The 21,961-nt window shown below is 63.3% G+C and carries 20 protein-coding genes and 1 pseudogene; 4 read left to right on the top strand and 17 right to left on the bottom strand.

Annotated elements, in window-relative coordinates:
• Positions 1–6: 6 nt before the first annotated feature.
• Positions 7–828: a TIGR00730 family Rossman fold protein gene (locus QNO18_RS02660; protein WP_283176415.1), complete on the bottom strand. Its 822-nt coding sequence runs from the start codon at positions 826–828 to the stop codon at positions 7–9.
• A gap of 139 nt (positions 829–967) precedes the next feature.
• On the opposite strand from QNO18_RS02660, the gene dapD reads away from it, so the two are divergent.
• Together dapD and QNO18_RS02650 are read left to right on the top strand one after the other, a co-directional pair.
• Entirely contained in the window at positions 968–1,795 is an 828-nt protein-coding gene (dapD, locus tag QNO18_RS02655; RefSeq protein ID WP_198838297.1) for a 2,3,4,5-tetrahydropyridine-2,6-dicarboxylate N-succinyltransferase, read from the top strand.
• Between the two features lie 78 nt (positions 1,796–1,873).
• Positions 1,874–2,215 carry a hypothetical protein gene (locus QNO18_RS02650; RefSeq protein ID WP_198838298.1) on the top strand — a complete coding sequence of 114 codons (342 nt, stop codon included), beginning with the start codon at positions 1,874–1,876 and terminating at the stop codon, positions 2,213–2,215.
• Between the two features lie 283 nt (positions 2,216–2,498).
• Here the strand turns inward: QNO18_RS02650 and QNO18_RS02645 are convergent, their stop codons facing one another.
• A complete protein-coding gene (locus QNO18_RS02645; RefSeq protein WP_283176414.1) occupies positions 2,499–3,791 on the bottom strand; it encodes a DNA polymerase IV in 1,293 nt (430 codons plus the stop codon).
• A 398-nt stretch (positions 3,792–4,189) separates the two neighbouring features.
• On the opposite strand from QNO18_RS02645, the gene QNO18_RS02640 reads away from it, so the two are divergent.
• Positions 4,190–5,518, top strand: a complete 1,329-nt coding sequence (locus QNO18_RS02640; RefSeq protein WP_283176413.1) for a DEAD/DEAH box helicase — start codon at positions 4,190–4,192, stop codon at positions 5,516–5,518.
• Positions 5,446–6,390 carry a hypothetical protein gene (locus QNO18_RS02635; RefSeq protein WP_283178728.1) on the top strand — a complete coding sequence of 315 codons (945 nt, stop codon included), beginning with the start codon at positions 5,446–5,448 and terminating at the stop codon, positions 6,388–6,390. The genes QNO18_RS02640 and QNO18_RS02635 overlap by 73 nt, the downstream gene beginning before the upstream one ends.
• A gap of 772 nt (positions 6,391–7,162) precedes the next feature.
• On the opposite strand, the gene QNO18_RS02630 is transcribed toward QNO18_RS02635, so the two are convergent.
• The 15 genes and pseudogenes from QNO18_RS02630 to QNO18_RS02560 all read right to left on the bottom strand — a co-directional run bounded on the left by QNO18_RS02630 (position 7,163) and on the right by QNO18_RS02560 (position 21,958).
• Positions 7,163–7,606, bottom strand: a complete 444-nt coding sequence (locus tag QNO18_RS02630; RefSeq protein WP_283176412.1) for a response regulator — start codon at positions 7,604–7,606, stop codon at positions 7,163–7,165.
• Positions 7,607–8,068: 462 nt separating this feature from the next.
• Positions 8,069–9,652 carry a hypothetical protein gene (locus tag QNO18_RS02625; protein WP_283176411.1) on the bottom strand — a complete coding sequence of 528 codons (1,584 nt, stop codon included), beginning with the start codon at positions 9,650–9,652 and terminating at the stop codon, positions 8,069–8,071.
• Positions 9,653–9,669: 17 nt separating this feature from the next.
• On the bottom strand, positions 9,670–10,518 hold the full coding sequence (locus tag QNO18_RS02620; RefSeq protein ID WP_283176410.1) for a type II secretion system F family protein: 849 nt from the start codon (positions 10,516–10,518) through the stop codon (positions 9,670–9,672).
• A gap of 37 nt (positions 10,519–10,555) precedes the next feature.
• On the bottom strand, positions 10,556–11,059 hold the full coding sequence (locus tag QNO18_RS02615; RefSeq protein ID WP_283176409.1) for a type II secretion system F family protein: 504 nt from the start codon (positions 11,057–11,059) through the stop codon (positions 10,556–10,558).
• A 442-nt stretch (positions 11,060–11,501) separates the two neighbouring features.
• A pseudogene (locus tag QNO18_RS02610) lies at positions 11,502–12,896 on the bottom strand (CpaF family protein); the annotation flags it as partial.
• Positions 12,896–14,248: an AAA family ATPase gene (locus QNO18_RS02605; RefSeq protein WP_283176408.1), complete on the bottom strand. Its 1,353-nt coding sequence runs from the start codon at positions 14,246–14,248 to the stop codon at positions 12,896–12,898. The gene QNO18_RS02605 and the pseudogene QNO18_RS02610, both read right to left, overlap by 1 nt.
• Positions 14,242–15,072: a hypothetical protein gene (locus QNO18_RS02600; protein WP_283176407.1), complete on the bottom strand. Its 831-nt coding sequence runs from the start codon at positions 15,070–15,072 to the stop codon at positions 14,242–14,244. The genes QNO18_RS02605 and QNO18_RS02600 overlap by 7 nt, the downstream gene beginning before the upstream one ends.
• A complete protein-coding gene (locus QNO18_RS02595) occupies positions 15,069–15,305 on the bottom strand; it encodes a hypothetical protein (protein WP_283176406.1) in 237 nt (78 codons plus the stop codon). Before QNO18_RS02595 ends, QNO18_RS02600 begins: the two co-directional genes overlap by 4 nt.
• 79 nt (positions 15,306–15,384) lie before the next feature.
• Positions 15,385–16,836, bottom strand: a complete 1,452-nt coding sequence (locus QNO18_RS02590; protein WP_283178727.1) for an amidohydrolase — start codon at positions 16,834–16,836, stop codon at positions 15,385–15,387.
• On the bottom strand, positions 16,728–17,006 hold the full coding sequence (locus QNO18_RS02585; RefSeq protein WP_283176405.1) for a hypothetical protein: 279 nt from the start codon (positions 17,004–17,006) through the stop codon (positions 16,728–16,730). Before QNO18_RS02585 ends, QNO18_RS02590 begins: the two co-directional genes overlap by 109 nt.
• A gap of 108 nt (positions 17,007–17,114) precedes the next feature.
• Positions 17,115–17,858 (bottom strand): dimethylsulfonioproprionate lyase family protein, encoded by a 744-nt coding sequence (locus tag QNO18_RS02580; protein WP_283176404.1) that lies wholly within the window; start codon positions 17,856–17,858, stop codon positions 17,115–17,117.
• Positions 17,855–18,694, bottom strand: a complete 840-nt coding sequence (locus QNO18_RS02575) for an ABC transporter permease subunit (protein WP_283176403.1) — start codon at positions 18,692–18,694, stop codon at positions 17,855–17,857. Before QNO18_RS02575 ends, QNO18_RS02580 begins: the two co-directional genes overlap by 4 nt.
• Positions 18,691–19,611: an ABC transporter permease subunit gene (locus QNO18_RS02570; RefSeq protein WP_283176402.1), complete on the bottom strand. Its 921-nt coding sequence runs from the start codon at positions 19,609–19,611 to the stop codon at positions 18,691–18,693. Before QNO18_RS02570 ends, QNO18_RS02575 begins: the two co-directional genes overlap by 4 nt.
• Before the next feature lie 99 nt (positions 19,612–19,710).
• Positions 19,711–20,826 (bottom strand): ABC transporter ATP-binding protein, encoded by a 1,116-nt coding sequence (locus tag QNO18_RS02565; protein WP_283176401.1) that lies wholly within the window; start codon positions 20,824–20,826, stop codon positions 19,711–19,713.
• Between the two features lie 13 nt (positions 20,827–20,839).
• Positions 20,840–21,958, bottom strand: a complete 1,119-nt coding sequence (locus tag QNO18_RS02560) for a polyamine ABC transporter substrate-binding protein (RefSeq protein WP_283176400.1) — start codon at positions 21,956–21,958, stop codon at positions 20,840–20,842.
• Between the last annotated feature and the right edge of the window lie 3 nt (positions 21,959–21,961).

Here is a 21,961-nt window from a genome sequence, read left to right as displayed (position 1 = left end):
GTGCATTCAGCAGGGCTTTTTCCAGCCGTCGATCACCGAAATCGCCTCTTCTGCGGTCTCGACCATGCGGAAGAGGTCGAGATCTTCCGGAGAGATCACCCCCGCATCCGCCAGTTGGCTCCAGTTGACCACACTTTCCCACCAGCTCTTGCCAAAGAGCAGGAAGGGCACGGGCTTCATCCGATGAGTCTGGATCAGGGTCAGCGCCTCGAACATCTCATCAAGCGTGCCAAAGCCGCCGGGGAAAACCACGATCGCCTCGGCTCGCATCAGGAAATGCATCTTGCGGATCGCGAAATAGTGGAAGTTGAAGCACAGATCTGGTGAGACATAAGCGTTCGGCGCCTGTTCATGCGGCAGCACGATATTGAGGCCGATGGAATGGCCCCCGGCATCTGCCGCGCCGCGATTTCCCGCCTCCATCACACCCGGCCCGCCGCCGGTCACGATCACGCCTTTGCGCCCGTAAGACCCCAGGCTGCGCTCGGTCATGATCTTCGCGAAACGGCGCGCCTCATCGTAATAGGGCGAGAGATCGGCCAGCGCCTTGCTCTTTGCCTGATCGCGATGTTCCGGCGCGGGAATGCGGGCCCCGCCGAACAGGACGATGGTGGTCTCGATCCCGCGTTCATCCATGATCAGCTGCGGTTTCAGCAGTTCCAGCTGCAGCCTTACCGGACGCAGATCTTCGCGCGTCAGAAAATCCTGGTCGGCAAAGGCCAGCCGGTAAGCCGGGGCGCGGGTCTGCAGCGTATCGGGGCATTTATCTGCCGCGACCAGATCCTGGCCACTGTCCCGGAACGGATGATTGCGCGACTCGTCGTTCATGATACCTCCCACCAGTCACCGGGCCGATTGCGTGACCCGGATACAAGCCTTATAGCCCCATGGACCCGAACAAAACCCTGTCACGAACGAAGCCTGCCAGAACAAAACTGTCCGAATAAATCTGCCCGAGGAGATCCACATGTCGAACGCCGCGCTGGAAACCGCAATCGAGGCCGCCTGGGAGGCGCGCGATACCATCACCCCGGCCACGAAAGGCGAGGCGCGTGATGCGATCGAGGCGACGCTGGAATCGCTCGACAAAGGCCAGCTGCGGGTGGCCGAGCGTCAGGCGGATGGGGTCTGGCATGTGAACCAATGGGCGAAAAAGGCGGTCCTGCTGGGGTTCCGTCTGAAAGATATGGAGATCCATGAGGGCGGCTCGCAGGGCGGCACCTGGTGGGACAAGGTCGACAGCAAGTTCAACGGCTGGGGCGAAGCCGAATGGAAAACCGCTGGTTTCCGCGCGGTGCCGAACTGCATCGTCCGCCGTTCGGCCTATATCGCGAAAGGCGTGGTGCTGATGCCGTCTTTCGTCAATCTCGGCGCGCATGTCGATGAGGGCACCATGGTCGACACCTGGGCGACCGTTGGCTCCTGCGCCCAGATCGGCAAGAATGTGCACCTGTCCGGCGGCGTTGGCATCGGCGGCGTGCTGGAGCCGATGCAGGCCGGCCCGACCATCATCGAGGATAACTGCTTTATCGGCGCGCGGTCCGAGGTTGTCGAGGGCTGCATCGTGCGTGAGGGCGCGGTCCTGGGCATGGGTGTGTTCATCGGGAAATCGACCAAGATCGTCGACCGTGAGACCGGCGAAGTGATGTATGGCGAAGTGCCGGCAGGTTCGGTCGTTGTCGCGGGCTCGCTGCCCTCGAAGAACGGGGTGAACCTTTACTGCGCGGTGATTGTGAAACGGGTCGATGCACAGACGCGGTCCAAGACCTCGATCAACGAGCTGCTGCGCGACTGAGCCGCAGGTGAACAGGGGCGCGGGTCGGTTTCTGAGCAGAAACCGGCCCAAATCCTTTGAAGGATTTGGGGGCGCGACATGGATGATGTTGAGAAGCCGGTAAAAGAAAAACGTCCGCAGCAGGTCTATTCGCTGGTGGTCGAGGTTGGTCGCAAGGCCGGTGACGGTCTCCCGGAGAAAGCGACCGGAGCGGCATTGCTGTGCTATGCCTCGGGCGTGGATGAGGCAGAGGCGGTGCGCGAGACGGTGGCGATCCTGAAGGATGCCGATCTCTCGCCGCTGGAAGTCCAGGGGCTTGGCACGCTTGAAGAGCGCCGGGCCGCCGGGGATGAGATCGGCGAAGACGAGGTCGTGCTGATGGAGCGCGCTCTGGCCGAGAATTCGGTGATCGTGGCGCAGATGACGCCGTTCTTCGACTGACCTTATTCGCCCGGTTGAAAACACAATTGCGGGGGCAGAAGAGGCGCCTTCCGGGCGGGGCTGTGGAAGGGGAAATGTCGCGGCCCGCGACCCGCTGACCTGGCTTGCCGCGCGCTGGATCCAGGTTCGGGGCAGGTCAGTGCCGTCTCGCCTTGCTGAGCACAGCATCGCTTTCCCCCTCTCTGAAGATCAGCAAGGGTCAGATCGCAGTGCCCGTCTCTGTTCTGTCTCCGGGGAGGCTCTAGACGTCGCTGGCGGGAATATTACGCCAGAAGGAAAAGGCTCAGCGCAAGGCCCGGCCTTTGATGATGGCATCCTTGCCGAAACGGGCGCGGATCGCATCTGCCGCATGTTCCGCCTTTGCGCGCTGGGCGGCGGTCGGGTCGAGAAGGTCGGGGCTGCGGTCGGCCTCAGTTCCGGGGCAGAGATCGGCAAGGCCGGTTCCGATCAGGCGAAACGGGCCCCTGACGCCTGCGCGGTCGAGCATATTGCGCGCGGTGCGGTAGATGCGGTCGGCAAGCTGGGTCGGATCTGACAGCGCCTGGCGGCGGGTGACAATCTGGAAGTCACCCTTTCTCAGTTTGAGCGTGACGGTGCGGCCGGCGAGGTCCTTGGCTTTCGCGCGGTCGGAGACCTGTTCGGCAAGCCGCCAGAGATGGCCGTCGAGCAAATCGGCATCGGTGGTGTCCTCAAAAAATGTGGTTTCCTTTGAGATGGATTTCAGACCGGTATCGCGGCTGACGCGGCGATGGTCTTCGCCCCGCGCCAGGTGCCAGAGGCGTTCGCCCATCTGGCCAAATCGCAATGCCAGATCGCGACGGTCCCAGCGGAGGAGATCGGCAATGGTTCTGACCCCTGCGGCCTCAAGCGCGCTCCGGCTCGCTGCGCCGACACCCCAGATGATGCCGACCGGTTTTGGCATCAGGAAAGCCTGGGTCTCGGCCCGCCCGATCACCGAAAAGCCGCGCGGCTTATCGAGATCCGAGGCAATCTTGGCCAGAAATTTGTTATGCGACAAGCCGATCGAGCCGGAAACGCCGATCTCGTCCTCCATCCGCTTTGTCAGCCGCGCGAGCAGCACGGCAGGCGGCGCGCCATGCAGCCGCGCGGTGCCAGAGAGATCGAGAAAGGCCTCATCCAGCGACAGGGGTTCAATGTCGGGAGTCAGCTCTTCCATCATGGCGCGGATCTGCCGCGACGCTTCGGCGTAATGCGCGATGCGGGGGGGCACGACCACGGCCTCGGGGCAGAGCTTCATCGCCTGGAACATCGGCATGGCCGAGCGCACGCCTTTGATCCGGGCAAGATAGCAACAGGTCGAAACCACGCCGCGCCTGCCGCCGCCGACGATCAGCGGCTGGTCTCGCAGCGCCGGATTGTCGCGTTTTTCAACGCTGGCGTAAAAGGCGTCGCAATCCATATGGGCGATGGAAAGGTGGTCGAGCTCGGCATGGACGATGACCCTGGGCGACCGGCAGGAGGGGCAGCGGCGGCCACGCCCCACCAGGCCCGGTTGGTCGATACCTGGCTGTCCTGGTTCGAATCGGGTCAGGCAATCGCGGCAGAGGGCTGGCATAATAGCGGGGATCATACCCGGAACATCGGCCTTGGAACAGAGGTGGCGGGCCCGGTTCGGCCTTGGCGGGCAGGGCGATTTGCTGTCTGGGGCCTGATGGGCGGTGATTTATGGACAGTGGCGGGAAAACCCTGTATGGCGCCCCCAGGCCTGTCTGCTCCGGGCCGCGACCGGGAGGGTTGCGGCGGTGCTCTGGGCCTTCTTTCTGGCTCATATGCGGGGGCGACTGGCTCCCTGACAGGACAAATAATGACGATTGATTCTATCGCAGGCCCGCTTAAGGCGGCGCTGGCAGCCAAGGGCTATTCCGCGCTGACCCCGGTGCAGGAGGCCGTGCTGGCCCCGAACTGATCGGGCGCGATCTGCTGGTTTCGGCGCAGACCGGGTCGGGCAAGACGGTGGCCTTCGGCCTGGCCATCGCGCCCGAGGTTCTGGGCGGCATCGACCGGCTTCTGCCGCCGGAAAAGCCGCTGGCTCTGGTCATCGCGCCGACCCGCGAACTGGCGCTTCAGGTGCAGCGCGAACTGGTCTGGCTGTATGAGGGGGCTGTCGTGGCCTCTTGCGTGGGCGGGATGGATTACCGCACCGAACGCCGAGCTCTTTCCCAGGGCGCCCATATCGTGGTCGGCACTCCGGGCCGGTTGCGCGACCATGTCGAGCGCAAGTCGCTTGATCTGTCGGAACTGGCGGCGGTCGTCCTCGATGAGGCCGATGAGATGCTGGATATGGGCTTTGCCGAGGATCTGGAATTCCTGCTGGGCGGCGCCCCGGAAGAAAAGCGCGTGCTGATGTTCTCGGCCACGGTGCCGAAAGAGATCGCCTCGCTTGCCGCGACCTATCAGCGCGAAGCGCGCCGCGTCGAGGTGAAATCTTCGGCCAGCCAGCATGCCGATATCGAATATCGCGCGATCTCGGTGTCGAACCGGGACAAGGAACCGGCGATCTTCAATCTTCTGCGCTGGTATGATGCGCAGGTGGCGATTGTCTTCGCCAAAACCCGGGCCAATGTGAACCACCTGCATGCGCGGATGGTGAACCGGGGCTTCCCGGTGGTGGCGCTTTCGGGCGAGCTGTCGCAAAGCGAGCGGCTGCATGCGCTCCAGGCGCTGCGCGACGGGCGCGCCCGCGTCTGCATCGCGACCGATGTGGCGGCACGCGGCATCGATCTGCCGGGGCTGGATCTGGTGATCCATGCCGATCTGCCGACCAATCCGGAAACATTGTTGCACCGTTCGGGCCGGACGGGCCGCGCCGGGCGCAAGGGGACCTCGGTCCTTGTGGTGCCGCAGGCCGAATTCCGCAAAGCGAACCGTATCCTGCAAGGCGCCAAGCTGGTCGCCGAATGGGGCAAGGCGCCGGGCGCTGATGAGGTGCAGTCGCGCGAGGATGAGCGTCTGATCTCGGACCCGGCTCTGACCGAGGCGCCGGGCGAAGAGGCCGGGATCGCGGCTGATCTGCTAGAGGCACATGGCGGCGAGGCAATCGCTGCAGCTTTTGTGCGGCTGTGGCGCGCCAAGCGTTCGGCCCCGGAAGAGCTGGTCGAAGACCTGCCGCCCCCGCCGCTTTGCCGCCGCGTGAGCGGGGCGAGTTCGGGCCGTCGGTCTGGTACAAGCTTTCGGTTGGGCACGAGGGCCGGGCCGAAGCGCGCTGGCTCCTGCCGAAAATCTGCGATGCCGGCGGTATTTCTAAAGACGGGATCGGCGCGATCCGGGTGCAGCAGGACGTGACCTATGTGCAGATCGCCGAGCAGCTGGCCGGGCGGTTCAAAGAGACGACCGAGATCGAGCCGGGTCTTACGATGGAGCGTGTCGCTGAGGCGCCGGAATTCGGGCCGAAGGGCCGGGTGACCGGTGGCCGGCCCGAACGCGCCCCGCGTGAAGGCAAACCGGCCTGGTCGCCGCGCCCGTCGCGTGGCGAGGGCGAAGAAGAGGCGCCGCGCCGTCGCGCGCCCCGCGTGAGGCAGCTGAAAGCGGCGAAGCGCGCAAGCCCTGGGCAAAGCGTGAGGATGGCGATGCGCCCCGTAAGCCCTATGCGCGCCGTGAGGACAGCGATGCGCCGCGGAAACCCTATACGCGCCGTGAGGATAGTGATGCGTCGGCCAAACCGCGCTGGACGCCGACCGAAGGCGAGCGCCCGATGCGCGATGACCGGCCGTCAAAGCCCGCACCGCGCTCGACCGGGTTCAAATCGCATGGTGGCAGCCCGGATCGCCCGGCGCGCTCTACCGGATTCAAGAGCCATGCCGGCGCGCCGAAAGGCCGCGACTCTTATGCGGGCCGCGATGAGGCGCCGCGCAAACCGCACGCCGAAGGGGGCGCCGAGGGCCGGCCTTTTGAGAAACGGGAGGGCAGCAAGCCCTATGCCGGGAAGTCCGCAGCGGCAAAATCAGGTGATGCGAAACCGGCCTATAGCAAAGGCGCACCGCGCGCGGCCGGCAGCAAGCCCTTTGGCGCGAAACCTGACGCAGGCAAAGGCTTTGCTCCGCGCAAGCCTGCGGCGCGCCCGGCAGATGCCACCGATACCTCAAAGCGCTTCACCCCGCCGAAACGCCCGCGCAGCTGAGCGCAGCGCTGACCACTGCCCCGCTAGGGCAACATGATATCACGGCCCCGGCTTTCTTAGTCGGGGGCCGGTTCTTTTTCACCCGTCCGCGACCGGCAGCTGATGACGTCGCCGTCTGCGGCCAATCCGGTTTGAGCGGGTCCTGCCACAATTGAAATAACCAGATGTGAAGCGCGTGGGCTTCAGCGAAAGCCGGATCGCTCTGCATAGTGAGCGAGAGGAAGGCGGGCGATTCCGTCCTCGCCAGCTGCGGCAAGCATGGGGTCAGCAATGCGGTCTTCTGCAGGCGGAACGCCGGATGTGATGGTCTGTAAATCGGCGAATCGATGCGCCAGAACGGGCTTGAGGCGCGCCAGATCAGGGAACAGTCCAGGGGATCGCATCGCCTGGGAAAGGCACACGCGTTCGCAGCGCTTGCCGTTCGATGCGATGCCTTGCACCGGGATGGACGACGCTGCGCAATTCGCAAAGCGAAACTATGATTTCGCAACCTGGCCCGGTTGTGCAGCTTTGGCCCGACAGGCAAAACGCAAACCCGGTGCCTTGCCCTGGCTGCATAGTGGCGAGGGCAGGGTCGATGGCCCCGAACGGGTGTCGATTTCCTCGCAGGTATCCTTGTCGCGAAAAGGTCTGCCTCCCGCTGAGCGACAGGGGCGGTTGGATCTCCCCCTTGGGTTCTGGAGAAAACGGGTGAACCGTCGAGGATCGCTTTTACAGCCAGCCGCCGGTAGCCTATGGGGCAACCTGCTTACGGCTTGGTGCTGATTGCCGTTTGCCCGGATCTGCGGAGCAGAGTTTTCGTTACCCGCTCATCTGCGACCCCGATATGCATCTTCGGCAGGATACCATTCCTCGGCCAGGCCGAGCAGCTGAGTATAGCTGAGGGGTTTCTCCAGCGCGAGGGTGACACCTGCGGCTTCGAGGTCCCGACATTCGGACCCCAGCGTCGAGGCGGTGATGCCGATGATCGGAACATTTTTGTCAGTCTTGCGGATTTCTCTCACGATTTCGCAACCGGTACTGCCCGGCAGCAGCTGGTCGACGAGGATCAGATCGTAATTCCCGCGCGCCCACATATCCAGACCGGCTGGTCCGGTCTCGGCCCTGTCGACCAGGTGAAACAGCCGTCGCAGCCTCGTGCGGGTGATCTCGCCGACAAGGCGGTTGTCCTCGATCAGCAGAACCTTCCGGGCAAACCAGCGCGGTGCGCCGGCAGAATTGGCCGGGTCTTCTTCGCAAAGTGTCCCTGGCATCTGGGTCGGGGTGGGGCAGTGACACTGCGCACCGGGTGGCTCAGCACGAAATGGGCGCCCCTGGGTGTTTCAAGCAGGTTCAGCTCGCCACCGAGCAGAGTAATGGCCTTGCGTGCGGTATAAAGGCCAAGCCGGCGCCGCCACGCCCCGGGCGGTGTTCGGGCGGAGTGCTGAAGGGCTCGAACATCCGCGCGCGTTCCGCGTCAGGGATGCCGATGCCATTATCGGCGACATGCCAGGTGAGCATGACCTCGGCACCAGCCCGCGACCTGCAATCACGCTGAGGCGGATTGCCGAGCCTTTCGAATGCAGGATCGCGTTGTGAAGTAATTTTGAAAGCGCAATGAAAAACCCGCGCGAAATCGCCGCGAAACTGCAGATCGGCGCTCTCCGTCCGGCTGGCCTCAATTGTAATGCCATGGGTGGTGGCGACCGGCGAGAAAATCTCAAGCAGTTGGGATATCAGGTCGATGGGCGTAAAGCTCTGCCCGACGGGAAGGGCTGAGGCGCCGGAATCTGCCCTGAGATCTTCGATGATCGAGCTGATCCGGTCCATCGTTTGTGCAAACCCTTCTCGAACATCTTCCCAGAGCGCGCCGTTGCGCAGCTCTTCGGCGAGCATCGAGAGGATGGCGATGGGGTGCGCAATTCATGTGCGGCAAAGGAGAGCAGCCTTTCCTCGCGCAGGACGGCATCTGCCAGCAGCCTTTCTGCGCGTTCTGCACGTTCGGCCAGTTCTTTTTCATGCGAAAGGCTGAAAAGCGCGAGCCATGCGGTTGGAAGGGTCTTCTCCAGCACCCGCGCTTCGAAAAGCTGCGGCCCGCTGACCTCGTGGCGCGTTTCACCAGCGCGTTTCATCTGCAGGCGAATTCTGACCGGCGCGGACTGCGCTCCCTCTGGCTTTTGCAGCTCGCGCAGCAAATCGAGCAGCCCGCTCGAGGCGCTTTCATGGAAGATTCGATTGAAGCTGACCGGTGGCCCGCGCTCTGCCGAAAAGGCGGATCCGAAGGGGAAATGCACTATCTGCTTTTCCAGGTCGAGCAGAACGAGCCAGCTGGTCGAATCGCGGTTGAAGGCTGAGATCACCGCAGGCGGAGGGTCGCCGGCCCGGCGCACGAGAGTGCCGCCGCTGCGTCGGCTGGTGCGCATGATGCTGAAAGGAAGCGCCAGCAGAAGCGCAATGAGACCCGGGTCGCCTGTCGGATTGCTGAGCAACCAGCCGCAAAACAGCGGTGTCGAAAGGCAGAGCAGCATTCCCATAAGGGTCAGCGCTGTGAAACGCCGCATCAGAAAAACCGTGAGCAGCGCGGGCACCAGCAACAGGGTGAGGAAGCCGGAGGACGTTTCAGCAGCGACACGGTTGCCGGTAATGATCCCGTAGCCCAGCATGGCGGCTATGGCGAGAAGAACCGGGGTCAGTTCAGATGGCGCCATTTCCTTGCGGTCACTGGCGATGGTTACGGCAAGCCCGAAGAGGAGCGTAATGCCGGTTGTGAGGGCGGCGAGCGCTGCGGCCAGCAGGGCGCGTTCGGCCGAGAACGGGGAGCTGAGGCCCGGCAGCACCACGGTTGCGATAAGCCAGAACCCGGTCGCATAGACCGAACAGGCGAAAACCAGATGAATAGGGTGGATCAGTGCCTTTGAATTCGCGACGGCCTGCCAGCTGAGCACCTGTCGCGAGGTGCGGGCCAGCAAGGCGAGCAGGGCGCCGCCCCCCCAGCAGAGTGACGTCATGACAACGGGCTCGCCGGTACCGGTGCCATCGGGCAGAAAGAGACTGCTGAATCCGAATGCAGGCTGCAAGAGCAACGCAGCTATGAGGACGAGCACCAGGGTGATCCGGCCGCCAAACCTGTCCATCGGCAAGAGGGCCGTGAGGATACCTGTCAGGACAGCGCCAAAAACTGCGGTTGCGAGTGGCTGCACGGTCGGTTGTTTGGCGAGCGGGGTCAGGATCTGACCCGCCGCCGGTATGAGGGTCAGGCAAAAGACCGTGGCCGGGCGCCAGCTCCGTTCTCCCTCACTGTGTTTCCGGTTCTGGTCCATTGCGGGGGTCCTCGCCGTCAGCTGGTGGTGATCAGACGGTAGATCGCGGGCGCAAGCAGCAGGATCAGCAGCGGGGGCACAGTGAAGATCATTGTCCCGAGCGTCATCTTGGTTGGCAGCACATTTGCGCGCTCTTCGATCTGACGCACCCGGCGGTCGCGCAGATCGGCGCTGAACACCCGCAATGTATGGGCGACCGGCGTGCCCATCGTGCCGGATTGCACGATGATGGTGGCGAGCTGACGCAGATCATCATTGCCGGTCTCAAGGGCAAGCCGGCTCCAGGCATCCTGTCTCTCGGCTCCAGCGGTCAGCGCCTCGGTCAGCGCCTGGAGACGGGCTGAAAGATCGGGGTGTACCGGTTCCAGTTCTTCGGCGACGCGCAGCAATGCGAGATCGGTGGTCTGCCCGGCCTCGACGCAGACGAGCATGAAATCCAGCGCATCCGGCAGCGCGATGGCGATCCGCTTTTTCCAGGCCTTGCGCCTTCTGTCAACGATGAGGGTGGGCAGAAAATAGCCCGCGAGAAAGGCGCCCACCAAAGCGATCGCCTTTTTCACCGGGGTGAGTTCGTCGAGGGGCCCGATAAGGACCAGAGACGTCGCAACCAGGGCGACCAGCAGGACCGACAGCCCGATTTTAACCAGAGTGAAATAGCGCGCGGCCTCGGGATGGCTGAAGCCGGCCTGGAAGAGCTGACGCCGCAGCTCGGCCGCATTGCCGGAGAGTGGCGCGGGGGCGGCCGGATCGCTCGGCTCCCTGGCGCGGAAGGCGCTTTCCGGCAGGCGGCTGACCACCAGCATGGCCAGGGAGAAAAGCGATCCGCCGAGTGTGAAGGCACCGAGGAAAAACAGGGATGAGGTCATTGCCGGTATCCGCCTGCCAGATTTCTGAACTGCCGTGTCATTCCACTTTGACCAGCCAGCGCATGAAGAGAATGTTGAGAAAGAGCAAAGTCCCCACCAGGCCCAGCATTGGCAAAAAGAAAGGTTTGTCAGATATTTCCGAGAAATAATCAGGGTTTACCATAAGAAGCATCCCCGTTGCGCCCAGCGGGAAAAAAGACAGAAACCGCCCGGACCATTTCGCTTCCGAGGTGATGGAGCGCACCTTGCGGTGCAATTGCTGTCGCCCGCGCGCGATGGCGGCGAGCCGGTCCAGCACTTCGGCGAGATTACCGCCGGTGTTGGACTGGATCGCAACTGCCGCCGCGAAAAAGCGCAGGCCCTGACAGTCCGTTCTGTTTGCCATGTCGCGCAATGCGCTCACCGGTTCCTGGCCATAGCTGATCCGCGCCGAGGTTTCAGAGAACTCTTCCGCAATCGGGCCGCTGAGCTCTTTCCCGGCGGTCTGAACGGCCGGACCCACCGGCTGGCCCACCCTGAGCGAACGCACGATCAGATCCATAGCTTCGGGAAGGGCTTCCTCGATGGCCAGGGCGCGACGGTGGATCAGACGCCGGACCTGCAGGATCCAGATGGTCACGGCGAGGATCAGGCCGCAGGCAACCCCGATCGCGAGCCCGAGTCCAAGGATGACATGCGCCAGCAATGTCACAACCGTGGTAACCGTGAGGACGAGGATCAGGGCGAGATGGCGGGGCAGCACATCTGCCCGCCCGCCGGCGGCCGCACCAGACAGGCCCAGCCAGCTTTTGTGCAACCCGTCCCGGCGGAGTGCGATGGCATCGGCCGCTTCCAGCAGCGGGTCCTCGCTGCGGACCTGCCCCGAGAAACGCCGGATCGCCATAAGCCGCCTGCGCCGTGGGCCAAGCTCCGAGATCTGCCACAGGGCCAGCAGGAGGAGGCCGCAGCCGAGGGTCAGGATCAGGCCGAAGGTCAGGGAAAGCGACATGGTCATACCCCGTAGAGGTCGGGGGAAGGGAAATCCCCCAGCGTCGGAAGCGGTCGGACCAGGCCGAGCGCACCCCTGACGTGCCGTAATCGCCCTCGACCCTGCCATCCGGGGTGACGCCGGTATGCTCAAAGAAGAACAGCTCCTGCATGGTCATAACCTCGCCTTCGCAGCCGGTGACTTCTGTGATGGAGGTCACTTTGCGGCTGCCGTCTTGCAGCCGGTTGACCTGCACGATCAGATTGACCGCGCTTGCGACCTGGCGCCGCAACGCGCCGAGCGGGATCTCAACGCCCGACATCGCGACCATGTTTTCCAGCCGGCTGGTGGCGTCACGGGCGGAGTTGGCGTGGATCGTGGTCATCGAGCCATCATGACCGGTATTCATTGCCTGCAGCATGTCGATCACCTCATCGCCGCGGGTCTCGCCCACGATGATCCGGTCGGGGCGCATCCGCAGGGCATTCCTCAGACAATCCCGCTGGGTGATGGCGCCTTTGCCTTCGATATTCGCGGGCCGGCTTTCCATCCGGCCGATATGCGCCTGCTGCAATTGCAACTCGGCGGTGTCTTCGACGGTGATGATCCGCTCCCGCTTGCCAATAAAGGCCGAAAGCGCGTTCATCAGCGTGGTTTTCCCCGATCCCGTGCCGCCCGAGATCACGATATTCAGCCGGCAGGCGACGGCGGCACGCAGGTATATGGCCATCTTATCGCTCATGGCGCCGAGAAAGGTCAGTTGTTCAAGGCTCAGCTTGTCTTTGCGGAACTTGCGGATCGAAACCAGCGTGCCGCCCAGCGCGATCGGCGCGATGACCGCATTGAGCCGCGACCCGTCAGGCAGACGGGAATCGACATAGGGCGTCGATTCGTCGAGCCGCCGGCCCGCCATGCCGACAATCTTTTGCAGGATGCGCCGCAGATGCGCCTCATCCTGGAATTGCACATCGGTGATCTCGAGCAGACCACCTTGTTCTACGAAAACCTGTTCCGGCCCATTGATCAGAATGTCGGAAACCGTCTCATCATTGATCAGGATCTCAAGCGGGCCAAGGCCCATCACCTCATAATAGAGGTCTTCGACCAGCCCATCCCGTTCCGAGCGGCTGACGGCCACACTTTGCGATGGAATCAGCGCTTTGAGGACCGTAGCGATCTCGGCCTTAATATCGGCCTCAGAGGCCTGCACCAGCGCGGAAAGGTTCAGGATTTCCAACAGTTGCTGATGTGCCTGCTGCCGGATTTCAGCAAGCTTCCGGCGCCGTTGCCTGGCTGTAGAAACGTCAGTCGAGGGGATGGGCTCGGCTTCGGCCGTCCCTGGCAGGGGAAGATTCTGTGCGGCGACCGGCGTGGCCTCGCCGAATTTGCTCTGGCGGAATTTGTCGAACATCAGGCGGTTCCCGTTTCATTCAGATGACGGCGCCCGATCTTTGGCGCCAGGAGTTCACCAAGACCGAGGATCACCTTGCGCAGCGGATTGTCAGGAGCCGCCCGCCACAGGGGAGTGCCGGAATTGCAGGCCGCCCCGACCTCATGGCCGCCATCGGGCAGAAGGCGGAAGAATCCTGCGCCGAGGCCGGTTTCAAACCCGTTTCGCGAGGCGGTCCAGCCCGCATCGGGTCGGGCCGGCACCATGTTCAGCAGATGAAAGAGCCGGCCATCGGCGAGTCTTTCGGACCGCAGCAGGGCGAGCAGCCGCGCCATATTCTGGGCCGAGCGCACATCGGCCCGGCTGGTGGTGAAAATGGCGTCAGCCTCGGCCCAGGCGGTTCCGCTCCAGTCGGTGATCAGATGTGGCAGATCGAGAAGGATCAGATCGGCACTGTCGCGGGCAAGCGCGAGAATGCGGCGCAGATCCCGTTCTGAAATCCCATCGACCGGCAGGATTTCCGCAGGGGCTGTGAAGACCCGCAGATGGTCAGAATGACGCAGCAGACAGGACTGAAAGGAGTCGTAGTCCAGCGCCGAAAGCTGCCGATAGGCGTCGGTCACCCGCGAATTTGCCGGCAGATCAAGATAGGTGCCGACGTTTCCGAATTGCGGATTGAGGTCAATCAGACAAATTTCCGAAGGCGGAGACAGGCGAGAGAGCTCGATCGCAAGGTTGACCACTATCGTAGTGGCGCCGACGCCGCCGGCAACCGGCTGAAAGGCCAGAATTCGGCAAGGGTGCTGCGGCAGCTCGGGCGCGGTGAATGCCTTGATCTGCGGCGCGGCATTCACCGACTGCCGGCGCAACAGGCGGCTCACCAGGGTTCTGCCGGTCTGGGGCGCAACCTCATCCGGGCGTCGGGCCGAATCTGGCGAGGGTAAGGTTTCATCGCGCGCGATGCCTGGAAGGTCAGCTTCGTGTTCAGCGCGACGATCTGGCGGGGCGAAGGGGGGACCGTAATGGATTTGCATCTCGGGGATTTGTGGCAGGGTCAGCCTCGCGCCGGGTGGCAGCAGCAACGCAAGTTCACAATTGAGGCTGGCCGCAGCCTGCAAAACACCGGTCACCAGTTTTGGCGCAACCGATTTGCCGGTATCCGGGGCGAGGATGATCTGGTCGAAATCCTGCGCTTCTGGTTGATGCAGCATATCCAGCGCCTCGGTCAGGCTCAGATCGGAACGGATGGCATTCGCCGGCAGATGCACAAGCCAGGCCGACATCCGTAAAAGCGCATCGAACCCGTCGCAGATCGCACAGATCCTGAGCGGCGCGTCGTCTTCAGCTGTTGGGGCAGGATCCTCTGTCAGCATGGCACATCCATCACCGACCGTGCTCCGCCACGCACGATGGCTGTCTGGCACCTTGCGCGGGCCGAGACCTGCGCGATCCCGTCGGTCTGTCCCTCGCGTACCACCAGTGGCAAAGTTGCCAGATCGGCCGGGCCAACCACAAATTCTTCGTGCTCAAGACTCAGCTTGCGCGCTGCGGGCAGGATGCTGAACACGCCTGAAGACGATGCCTCCACCACACGCATCGCGTCCTGCGAGGCGCCTTCGAGCATCATTTTATCGGCCAGCGGCCCCTCGCCGCTGTTGCCCGGAAGCGTGAGGATCCGCAGGGCCGAGCCGATCATCCGCGTCTCAGTCGTGCCGCCACCGATATTGCGGGTCCATAACAGGTCGACGGGATCACCCGGTTTCAGCCGATCAATAAAATCCAGCAGATTTTGTGCCTTGATGGCGATGGCCCTGGCATCGCCGGAGAGAATAAACCCGTAATCAGGGCCCCCGGCAGATGTGGCAATATCGCCATTCAGGACGAGCGCCCCCTGACGCATTGCGGCCAGCGCGATAAGGCCGCCCTCACTCGGGGGAGGGAGCTTTTGCAACACATTGGCCGGAAGGAAGCTGCCCGGCATCCTGACCGGCAGGAAATCTTCCTGGCTGAGGATACTGCCCGGGGCGAGGTCGCGGGCCGGTACCGGCACCAGCACGGTGTCACCAAAGGCGCGCAGGCTGACCCTGGCGGTGGCGAGTTCCGTTTCCAGCGCGCGCGAATACTGAAACGTCCCGAAACCCGCGGCCACAGAGAGCAGGATGCCAAACAGGATAAGCATCAGAATCCTGACTTTCACGGTATTTCCTCCCCTCCTGGCGGCAGGTCGGGCACTGGCCCTTCCTCGCGGCCGATTTCATACACCGCATCCGAGATGACGCCGCGCAGACCGAGCGTGACCTGATCGGCGCCGCCCGAACTCAGCCAGATGCCTATAAAGGTTGTAAGCGCCGCCGCTGCCACGCTGAGGAGCAGCCAGTCGTCACGCCCGGTGCCGGTTTCGAGCCGGAGGAAGAGATGGAGCGGATACATGCCTGCCGGCCCTTGCTGAAAATCAGGGGCATTGTGCAAGCCAGAGCGTTTAGAATGGGTTTATGCGGGATCTGTTCTTTCAGCGCAGAGAAGGATCGCGCCAGACCTCCTGTCCCCGGAACAGGGTCAGAAGGACGCGGGTGGCAGAAATCCGCGCGGGCGCACAGCTGAAAATATCCAGATCCGTCACGATCAGATCGGCAGAAAAACCCGGAGAGAGCCGGCCGCTATAGCCGTCACGCCAGGAGGCGCGGGCGGCGTTAATCGTATAGCCCGCTACACATTCGGTCACACTGAGCGCCTGAGCAGGCAGGAAGGGCGGGCCGGGATGATCATGGGCGCGCGCCTGGCGGGTAATGGCGGTTTCGATGATCTCGAACGGGTTCAGGGTCGAGACCGGCCAGTCCGACGACATGGCGAAACTGGCTCCCAGATTCACCATGTCGCGAAACGCATAGGTCTGCGGCAGGCGCGCGGGCCCGATCATGTCGAGCGCGATATCGGGGATCTTCGGGTCGAATCGCGCCCAGAGCGGCTGAATATTCGCCATTGCGAGCCGCGCGAGGCGGGGGAAATCGGCGGGGGCCACCAGTTGCAGATGAGTGATCTGGTGGCAGGCGGGCCAGGGACCATTGGCGGCCAGCGCTGCCTCCAGCCCGTCCAGCGCGCGGGCGCAGGCGGCATCGCCAATCACATGGACATGGATCTGAAAGCGCGCGGCATCCAGTGCTGTCATCAGCGCCAGCGTCTGATCATGGCGGAACATGCAGGGTGCATTGCCGCCCTCTGCATCGGCATAGGGGACGAGGCAGGCGGCGGTTCGGTTCTCGAACACGCCGTCCATGAAAAACTTCGCGGCATTGATGTGGAAATCCGGACCCGGATGGGCGGCGCGCAATGCGCTCAGCCGTGCCACTGCGGTTTCCGGAGTATCGGCCTCGGAGACATGGGCCGCCCCGGCGACGCGCAGGGTGAGGAGGTTTTCGCGCGCGGCACGGGCATAGATCCGCGCCTCGATCGCGGTGATTTTGGCGTCGATCACGCCGGTGATGCCATGGCGATTGGCATGGGCCTGGCCTGCCATCAGCCCGGCCAACAGCTGGTCATCGGTGAAGCCGGGCAGGCGTTCCAGCGCCCAGGGGATCGCTTCTTCATGCAACATGCCGGTGGCCTGGCCGGTCGCATCCCGCAGGATATGGCCATTGGGCGGATCGTTTGTGTCATCGGTGATCCCGGCGATCTCCAGTGCGGCAGAGTTGAAACAGGCGGAGTGGAAGCTGGAATCATAGATCAGCGCCGGGCGGGAACCGGTCAGCGGGTCAAGCCAGGCGGCGGTGAGGTTATGGTCGCCGAAAATCCCCGGCTGCCAGCCGGCACCAACCAGCAAAGGCAGGTCGGGATGAGCTGCGGCATGGCTGCGGATCAGCTGTGCCAGCGTAGCGAGGTCTTCGGCCTCGTAAAGCTGTGCAGCGGTGGCGAGATCGGTGCCGCCGGAGAGGAGATGGGTATGGGCATCCTGAAACCCGGGCAGGACGAGCCGCCCGCCAAGGTCGGTGATCCGTGCTCGGGGTGGGCGAGGGCGGCGATGTCATCGCCTCCGACGGCTGCGATAATGCCGTCGCGGATCAGGATCGCGCGCGCCTGCGGCAAAGCCGGGTCCATCGTATGGATGTGGCCATTGATCAGGAGGTGGTCACTCATAAAGGCTCCAGTCGCTGGCCGGCAGCACATGGGCAGGCTGGTCGACATCGCGGGTCCAGGCGAAGAGGCTGAGGAAGGGCAGGGCCCCGGTCAGGGTCGCATGCGGCTTTAACGCCGGGTTCCAGACCGGCTGCAGCGCGGGAAGCGTGCGGAAGACTCCGTCAGGGGTGAAACGCCAGCGATGCGGGCCGGTGAGCGGCAGGTAAAGCTCGGGCGCGGATGGGCATGATCGCGGTAGAGAATGCCAGGCGCGACGAGGAAGAGGCCAAGGTCGAAATCGCTGGCTGTCCAGGGCGCGGCTGCGCCGATCAGTGAGCAGAAGGCGTGGGAAGAGGCAAAATGCGGCCCGATCTGATCGGGCGGATAGGCGTCATAGGTGATCCAGGTCAGATCCCCCGTCGCGGCGGCGATGGCGGCGGCCAGTGTCGGGTCGATGGTTTTTGCGGCCTCCAATGCGGTATCCATATGGGTTTCGACCACCAGGTTTGCGCGCCCGGGGCGTGGGTCTGGCTTTTGCAGCAGGGCGGGGGCGAGAAGCGTTCGGGTCTCGGCAATCCCCGGGCCGGAAAGGGCGGCAAGGCAGCGGTCTGTCTCGGCCATGAGATGCGCGAGGCGGGCGGCGGCATCGGGCGCGGGCGCGGCGGGTGGCGCGAGCCCGCGATCCGCCATGACGCGGAATGGCTCGACGGCATCGGCGGTGGCCGCCTCGCGGTAAGCCTCGAGCTGGGCGGTGCTCAGCGCGCCGGCTGCGTGGAGCGCCATCGCCGCGCCGTAGCGGCGACGCCCGGAGCCGGGCGGGCCGGCGGGCTCAGCCAGGGCAAGCCATAGCGCGCCGGTTCTGAGATCCGTCATCCGTTGCTCCGGTAAGCGAGGCGTTCTTCGGCGAGGCGCCGCCTTTCGGCCCGGCTCATCAGCCAGCCGGCAATGGCAACGCAGATCCCCACAATCACCACGATCAGCGTGGCGAGTGCGTTGATATCGGGCGTGACGCCCAGCTTGACCTTGGACCAGATCAGCAAGGGAAGCGTGGTCGATCCCGGCCCCATCACGAAGGTGGTGATCACCACATCATCAAGCGAGATGGTGAAGGCCAGCAGCCAGCCCGACAGCAGCGCGGGCGAGATCACCGGCAGTGTCACGTCCTTCAGCACCTGCCAGGGACGGGCCCCAAGATCCATCGCGGCCTCTTCGATCGAGCGGTCCATCTGGATCATCCGCGAATGGACCACGGTGGTGACGAACACCATCGAGAAGGTGATATGCGCCAGCGTGATCGTGGTGAAACCGCGCTGCCCCGGCCAGCCGATCCAGTTCGCAAGCAGCGTGAAGAAGATCAGCAGCGAGATGCCGGTGATCACCTCGGGCATGATCAGCGGTGCTGTGACCATGCCGGAAAACGCGGTGCGGCCCCGGAATTTGCGAAACCGCGCCAGCGTGATCCCGGCCATGGCGCCAAGCACCGTCGCGACCGAGGCCGAGATCAGGGCGATCTGCAACGAGAGCCAGAGCGCGGCGCCGATCTGGCGATTGGAAAACAGCGAGACATACCATTTGATTGAGAATCCGCCCCAGACCGTCACCAGCCGGCTTTCGTTGAAGGAATAGATGATCATCGAGAGGATCGGGATGTAGAAAAAGGCGAACCCAAAGCACATCACGGTGATCAGAAAGACGGGGCGGCGGGTCATGGGCGCTCCTCCGCCCGGCCCTCGGCTTTTTGCTGATAGCGGGAATAAAGCATGGTCGGCCCGACCATCAGGATCAGAAGCGCCACGGCGACGGTCGAGGCCATGGGCCAGTCCCTGACCTGCGCGAATTCATCCGAGATGATGCGGCCGATCATCGGCGAAGAGGGGTTGCCGACGAGGGCGGGGATCACCAGCTCTCCCGCTGCCGGGATGAAGACGAGCATGGCGCCCGCGATGATGCCCGGTATCGATTGCGGCAGGGTGACATCGCGGAAGACCTGGAAAGGCCTTGAGCCGAGATCCATCGCGGCCTCGTCCAGCACCGGATCGAGCCGTTCGAGATTGGCGTAAAGCGGCAGGATCATGAAGGGCAGGTAGCAATAGACCATGACGAGAACCACCGCGAAATTGCTGTTCATCATCGGGATCGAGGTCAGCGCGTAAGATTGCGGGGTGAGGAGATTCCAGATGTCGGTCAGGAGCCCGTTGAACCAGGAGTTCCGCCCCATCATCCCCATCCAGGCGTAGACGCGCAGCAGGAACGAGGTCCAGAAGGGCAGGATCACCAGCATCAGAAGAATATTGCGCCAGGATTTCGAAACCCGGGTGAGGCCGAGCGCCATCGGATAGCCGATGATCAGGCAGATCGCCGTGGCGACGGCGGCATTTATCAGCGAGGTGATAAAGGCGCGGATATAGAGGGTCTCGGTGAAAAGCCGCGCATAGCCGTCAAAATTAAGGATCGGGTTCTCGCCGCCATAGCCAAAGGGCGGCGCGGTGGGGGTGCGGGTCGCGAGGCTCATCGCCACGACGATGAGGAAGGGGATCAGGAAGAAGACGATCAGCCAGAGATAGGGGATGCCGATGATCAGATCGCGCCAGCCGCGGCGGTGGAACCAGGAGGCGAGGGATTTCATGGCAGGCCTCGTGTTCTGGGGCTCGCGGCGGGGGCTGCCTGCCCCCGCACCCCCGGGAGTATTTGTGTCAGGAGGAAGGGGGCGGCTTTTCGCATAGCGTCAATCCGTCAGGAGGATGGCTGAGGCAGGCTCGAAGGACAGCCAGACGCGGTCATCCCAGTCGGCGGGGCGGCCGGATTCCGAGGCGCGCCGCGCATTGACCGTATGGACCGAGATCAGATCGCCCCCCGGCAGGATCACCCGGTAGAGGCTGTCCTTGCCGAAATAGGCGAGGTCTTTCACCTGACCTTCGACCACATTGACGGCATCGGGGCAGGTTTTCGAGATGGAGACTTTCTCGGGGCGCAGGGCTACGGTGACGGTCTGGCCCTCGGTCAGGCCGGGGAGGGATCGGGCCGCAAAGGTGCCGCCCATGGCGGGGATGTCGATCTCGGTGAGATCGCCGGTCAGGCGGATGACGCGGGCCGGATAGGTCGAGATCGCGCCGATAAAGCCGGCAACAAAGCGGGAATTGGGGTATTCGTAAATCTGGTTCGCCGGACCGACCTGTTTGACCTCGCCCTTATCCATCACCGCGATACGGTCGGCGAGGGTCATCGCCTCTTCCTGATCATGGGTCACCACGACAAAGGTGACGCCGGTATTCTGCTGGATCGACATCAGTTCGAACTGGGTATGTTCGCGCAGTTTCTTGTCGAGCGCTGCGAGTGGCTCGTCCAGCAAAAGCACCTTGGGCTGCCGCGCCAGCGCGCGCGCCAGTGCCACGCGCTGGCGTTGTCCGCCGGAAATCTGATGCGGTTTCCTTTTGGCAAAAGGCGTCAGCTGCACCAGGGCCAGCATCTCTTCGACCCGGGCGGCACGCCGCGCGGCGGTCATCTTTTCGTGCTTCAGCCCATAGGCGATGTTCTTTTCGACGCTCATATGCGGAAAGATTGCGTAGCTCTGGAACATCATATGGACCGGGCGATCCCAGGGCGGCGTATCGGCCATATCCTGGCCGTCGATGAAGATCCGCCCCGCTGTCGGGGTCTCGAAGCCCGCCAGCATCCGAAGAAGCGTGGTCTTGCCGCAGCCGGAGCCGCCGAGCAGGGCGAAGATCTCGCCCTTGCCAATGGTCAGATTTACGTCACGTACCGCCTCGAACTGGCCAAAGCGTTTGGTGACGCCCTCGATACGGATGAAAGGGGCATTTTCCGACATGACGGGCTCTGACATGACGGGCCTCGCCTCAACTGCCACTCTTGATCGTCTGCCAGGCTCGGTTCAGGTCGCGCTCCTGGTCTTCGGTCATCGGGCGCGTGGTGAAGAGGCGCGAGAGGGTCTCGGCATCGGGATAGATCGCCGGGTCGCCGGCGATTGCGGGATCGACCAGCGGCGTCGCCGCCTTATTGGCATTGGCATAGCCGGTGAAATTGGTGCAGGCCGCCGCCACTTCGGGCCGCAACAGATAATCGAGCAATATGTAGGCATTTTCCACATTCGGCGCATCGGCCGGAATGCCCCAGAGATCGAACCAGGCCGGCGCGCCGGTTTCGGGAACGAAATAGGCCAGCTCCATTTCGATCCCGGCTTCGGCGGCGCGAGCCTTGGCGACAGCGTAATCACCGGACCAGGAATTGATCACACAGAGTTCGCCATTTGGGATCGCGTTGAGGTAATTCGCATTGTCAAATGTGGTAATATATTTCCGGATCGGCGCAAAAGCCTCGGTCATTTTCGCATATTCGGCGGGGCCGGCAGTATTGGGGTCGAGGCCCAGATATTTCAGCATCATATAGCCGGCATCGCTTGGGCTATCGAGAACCGAGATGCCGCAATCGGCCAGTTTCGACGCATTCCCGGGCTTGAACAGAACATCAAGGCTGTTCAGATCAGCATCCGGCAGCCGCGCGCGTACCATCTGCATATTGTAGGCCATACCGACCGATCCCCACATATAGGGGACGCCATGGACCTGCCCGGGATCGTAATCTTCGATGATTTTCAGGATGTCGGGGTCTAGATTGCTCCATCCCGGCAATTTGGAGCGGTCGAGTTTCTGATAGACACCAGCCGCCACCATACGCGGATAGGACATGCCCGATTGCAAAACGAGGTCATATCCGGTGCCGCTGACCAGCATTTTGGCATCCACCTCTTCGGCGCTGGCATAAAGGTCATAGGTGACCGAGATTCCGGTTTCGGCCTCGAAATCGGCAATTGTGGTCTCACCGATGTAATCCGACCAGTTATAGACATTGACCGAGCCTGCGCTCGCGCGGGCCGGGCGGATGAAGGGCGCAGACAGCGGTCCGGCAAGAACGGAACCGGAAAGGGCGGTAAGTGCGTGGCGACGGGTCAGCTTCATCTT

Origin of the sequence: Gemmobacter sp. 24YEA27 (assembly GCF_030052995.1) — a bacterium.
Taxonomy (GTDB): domain Bacteria; phylum Pseudomonadota; class Alphaproteobacteria; order Rhodobacterales; family Rhodobacteraceae; genus Pseudogemmobacter.
Note: the sequence above shows the minus strand (reverse complement) of the source record. Positions and strands in the feature narration are given on the sequence as shown.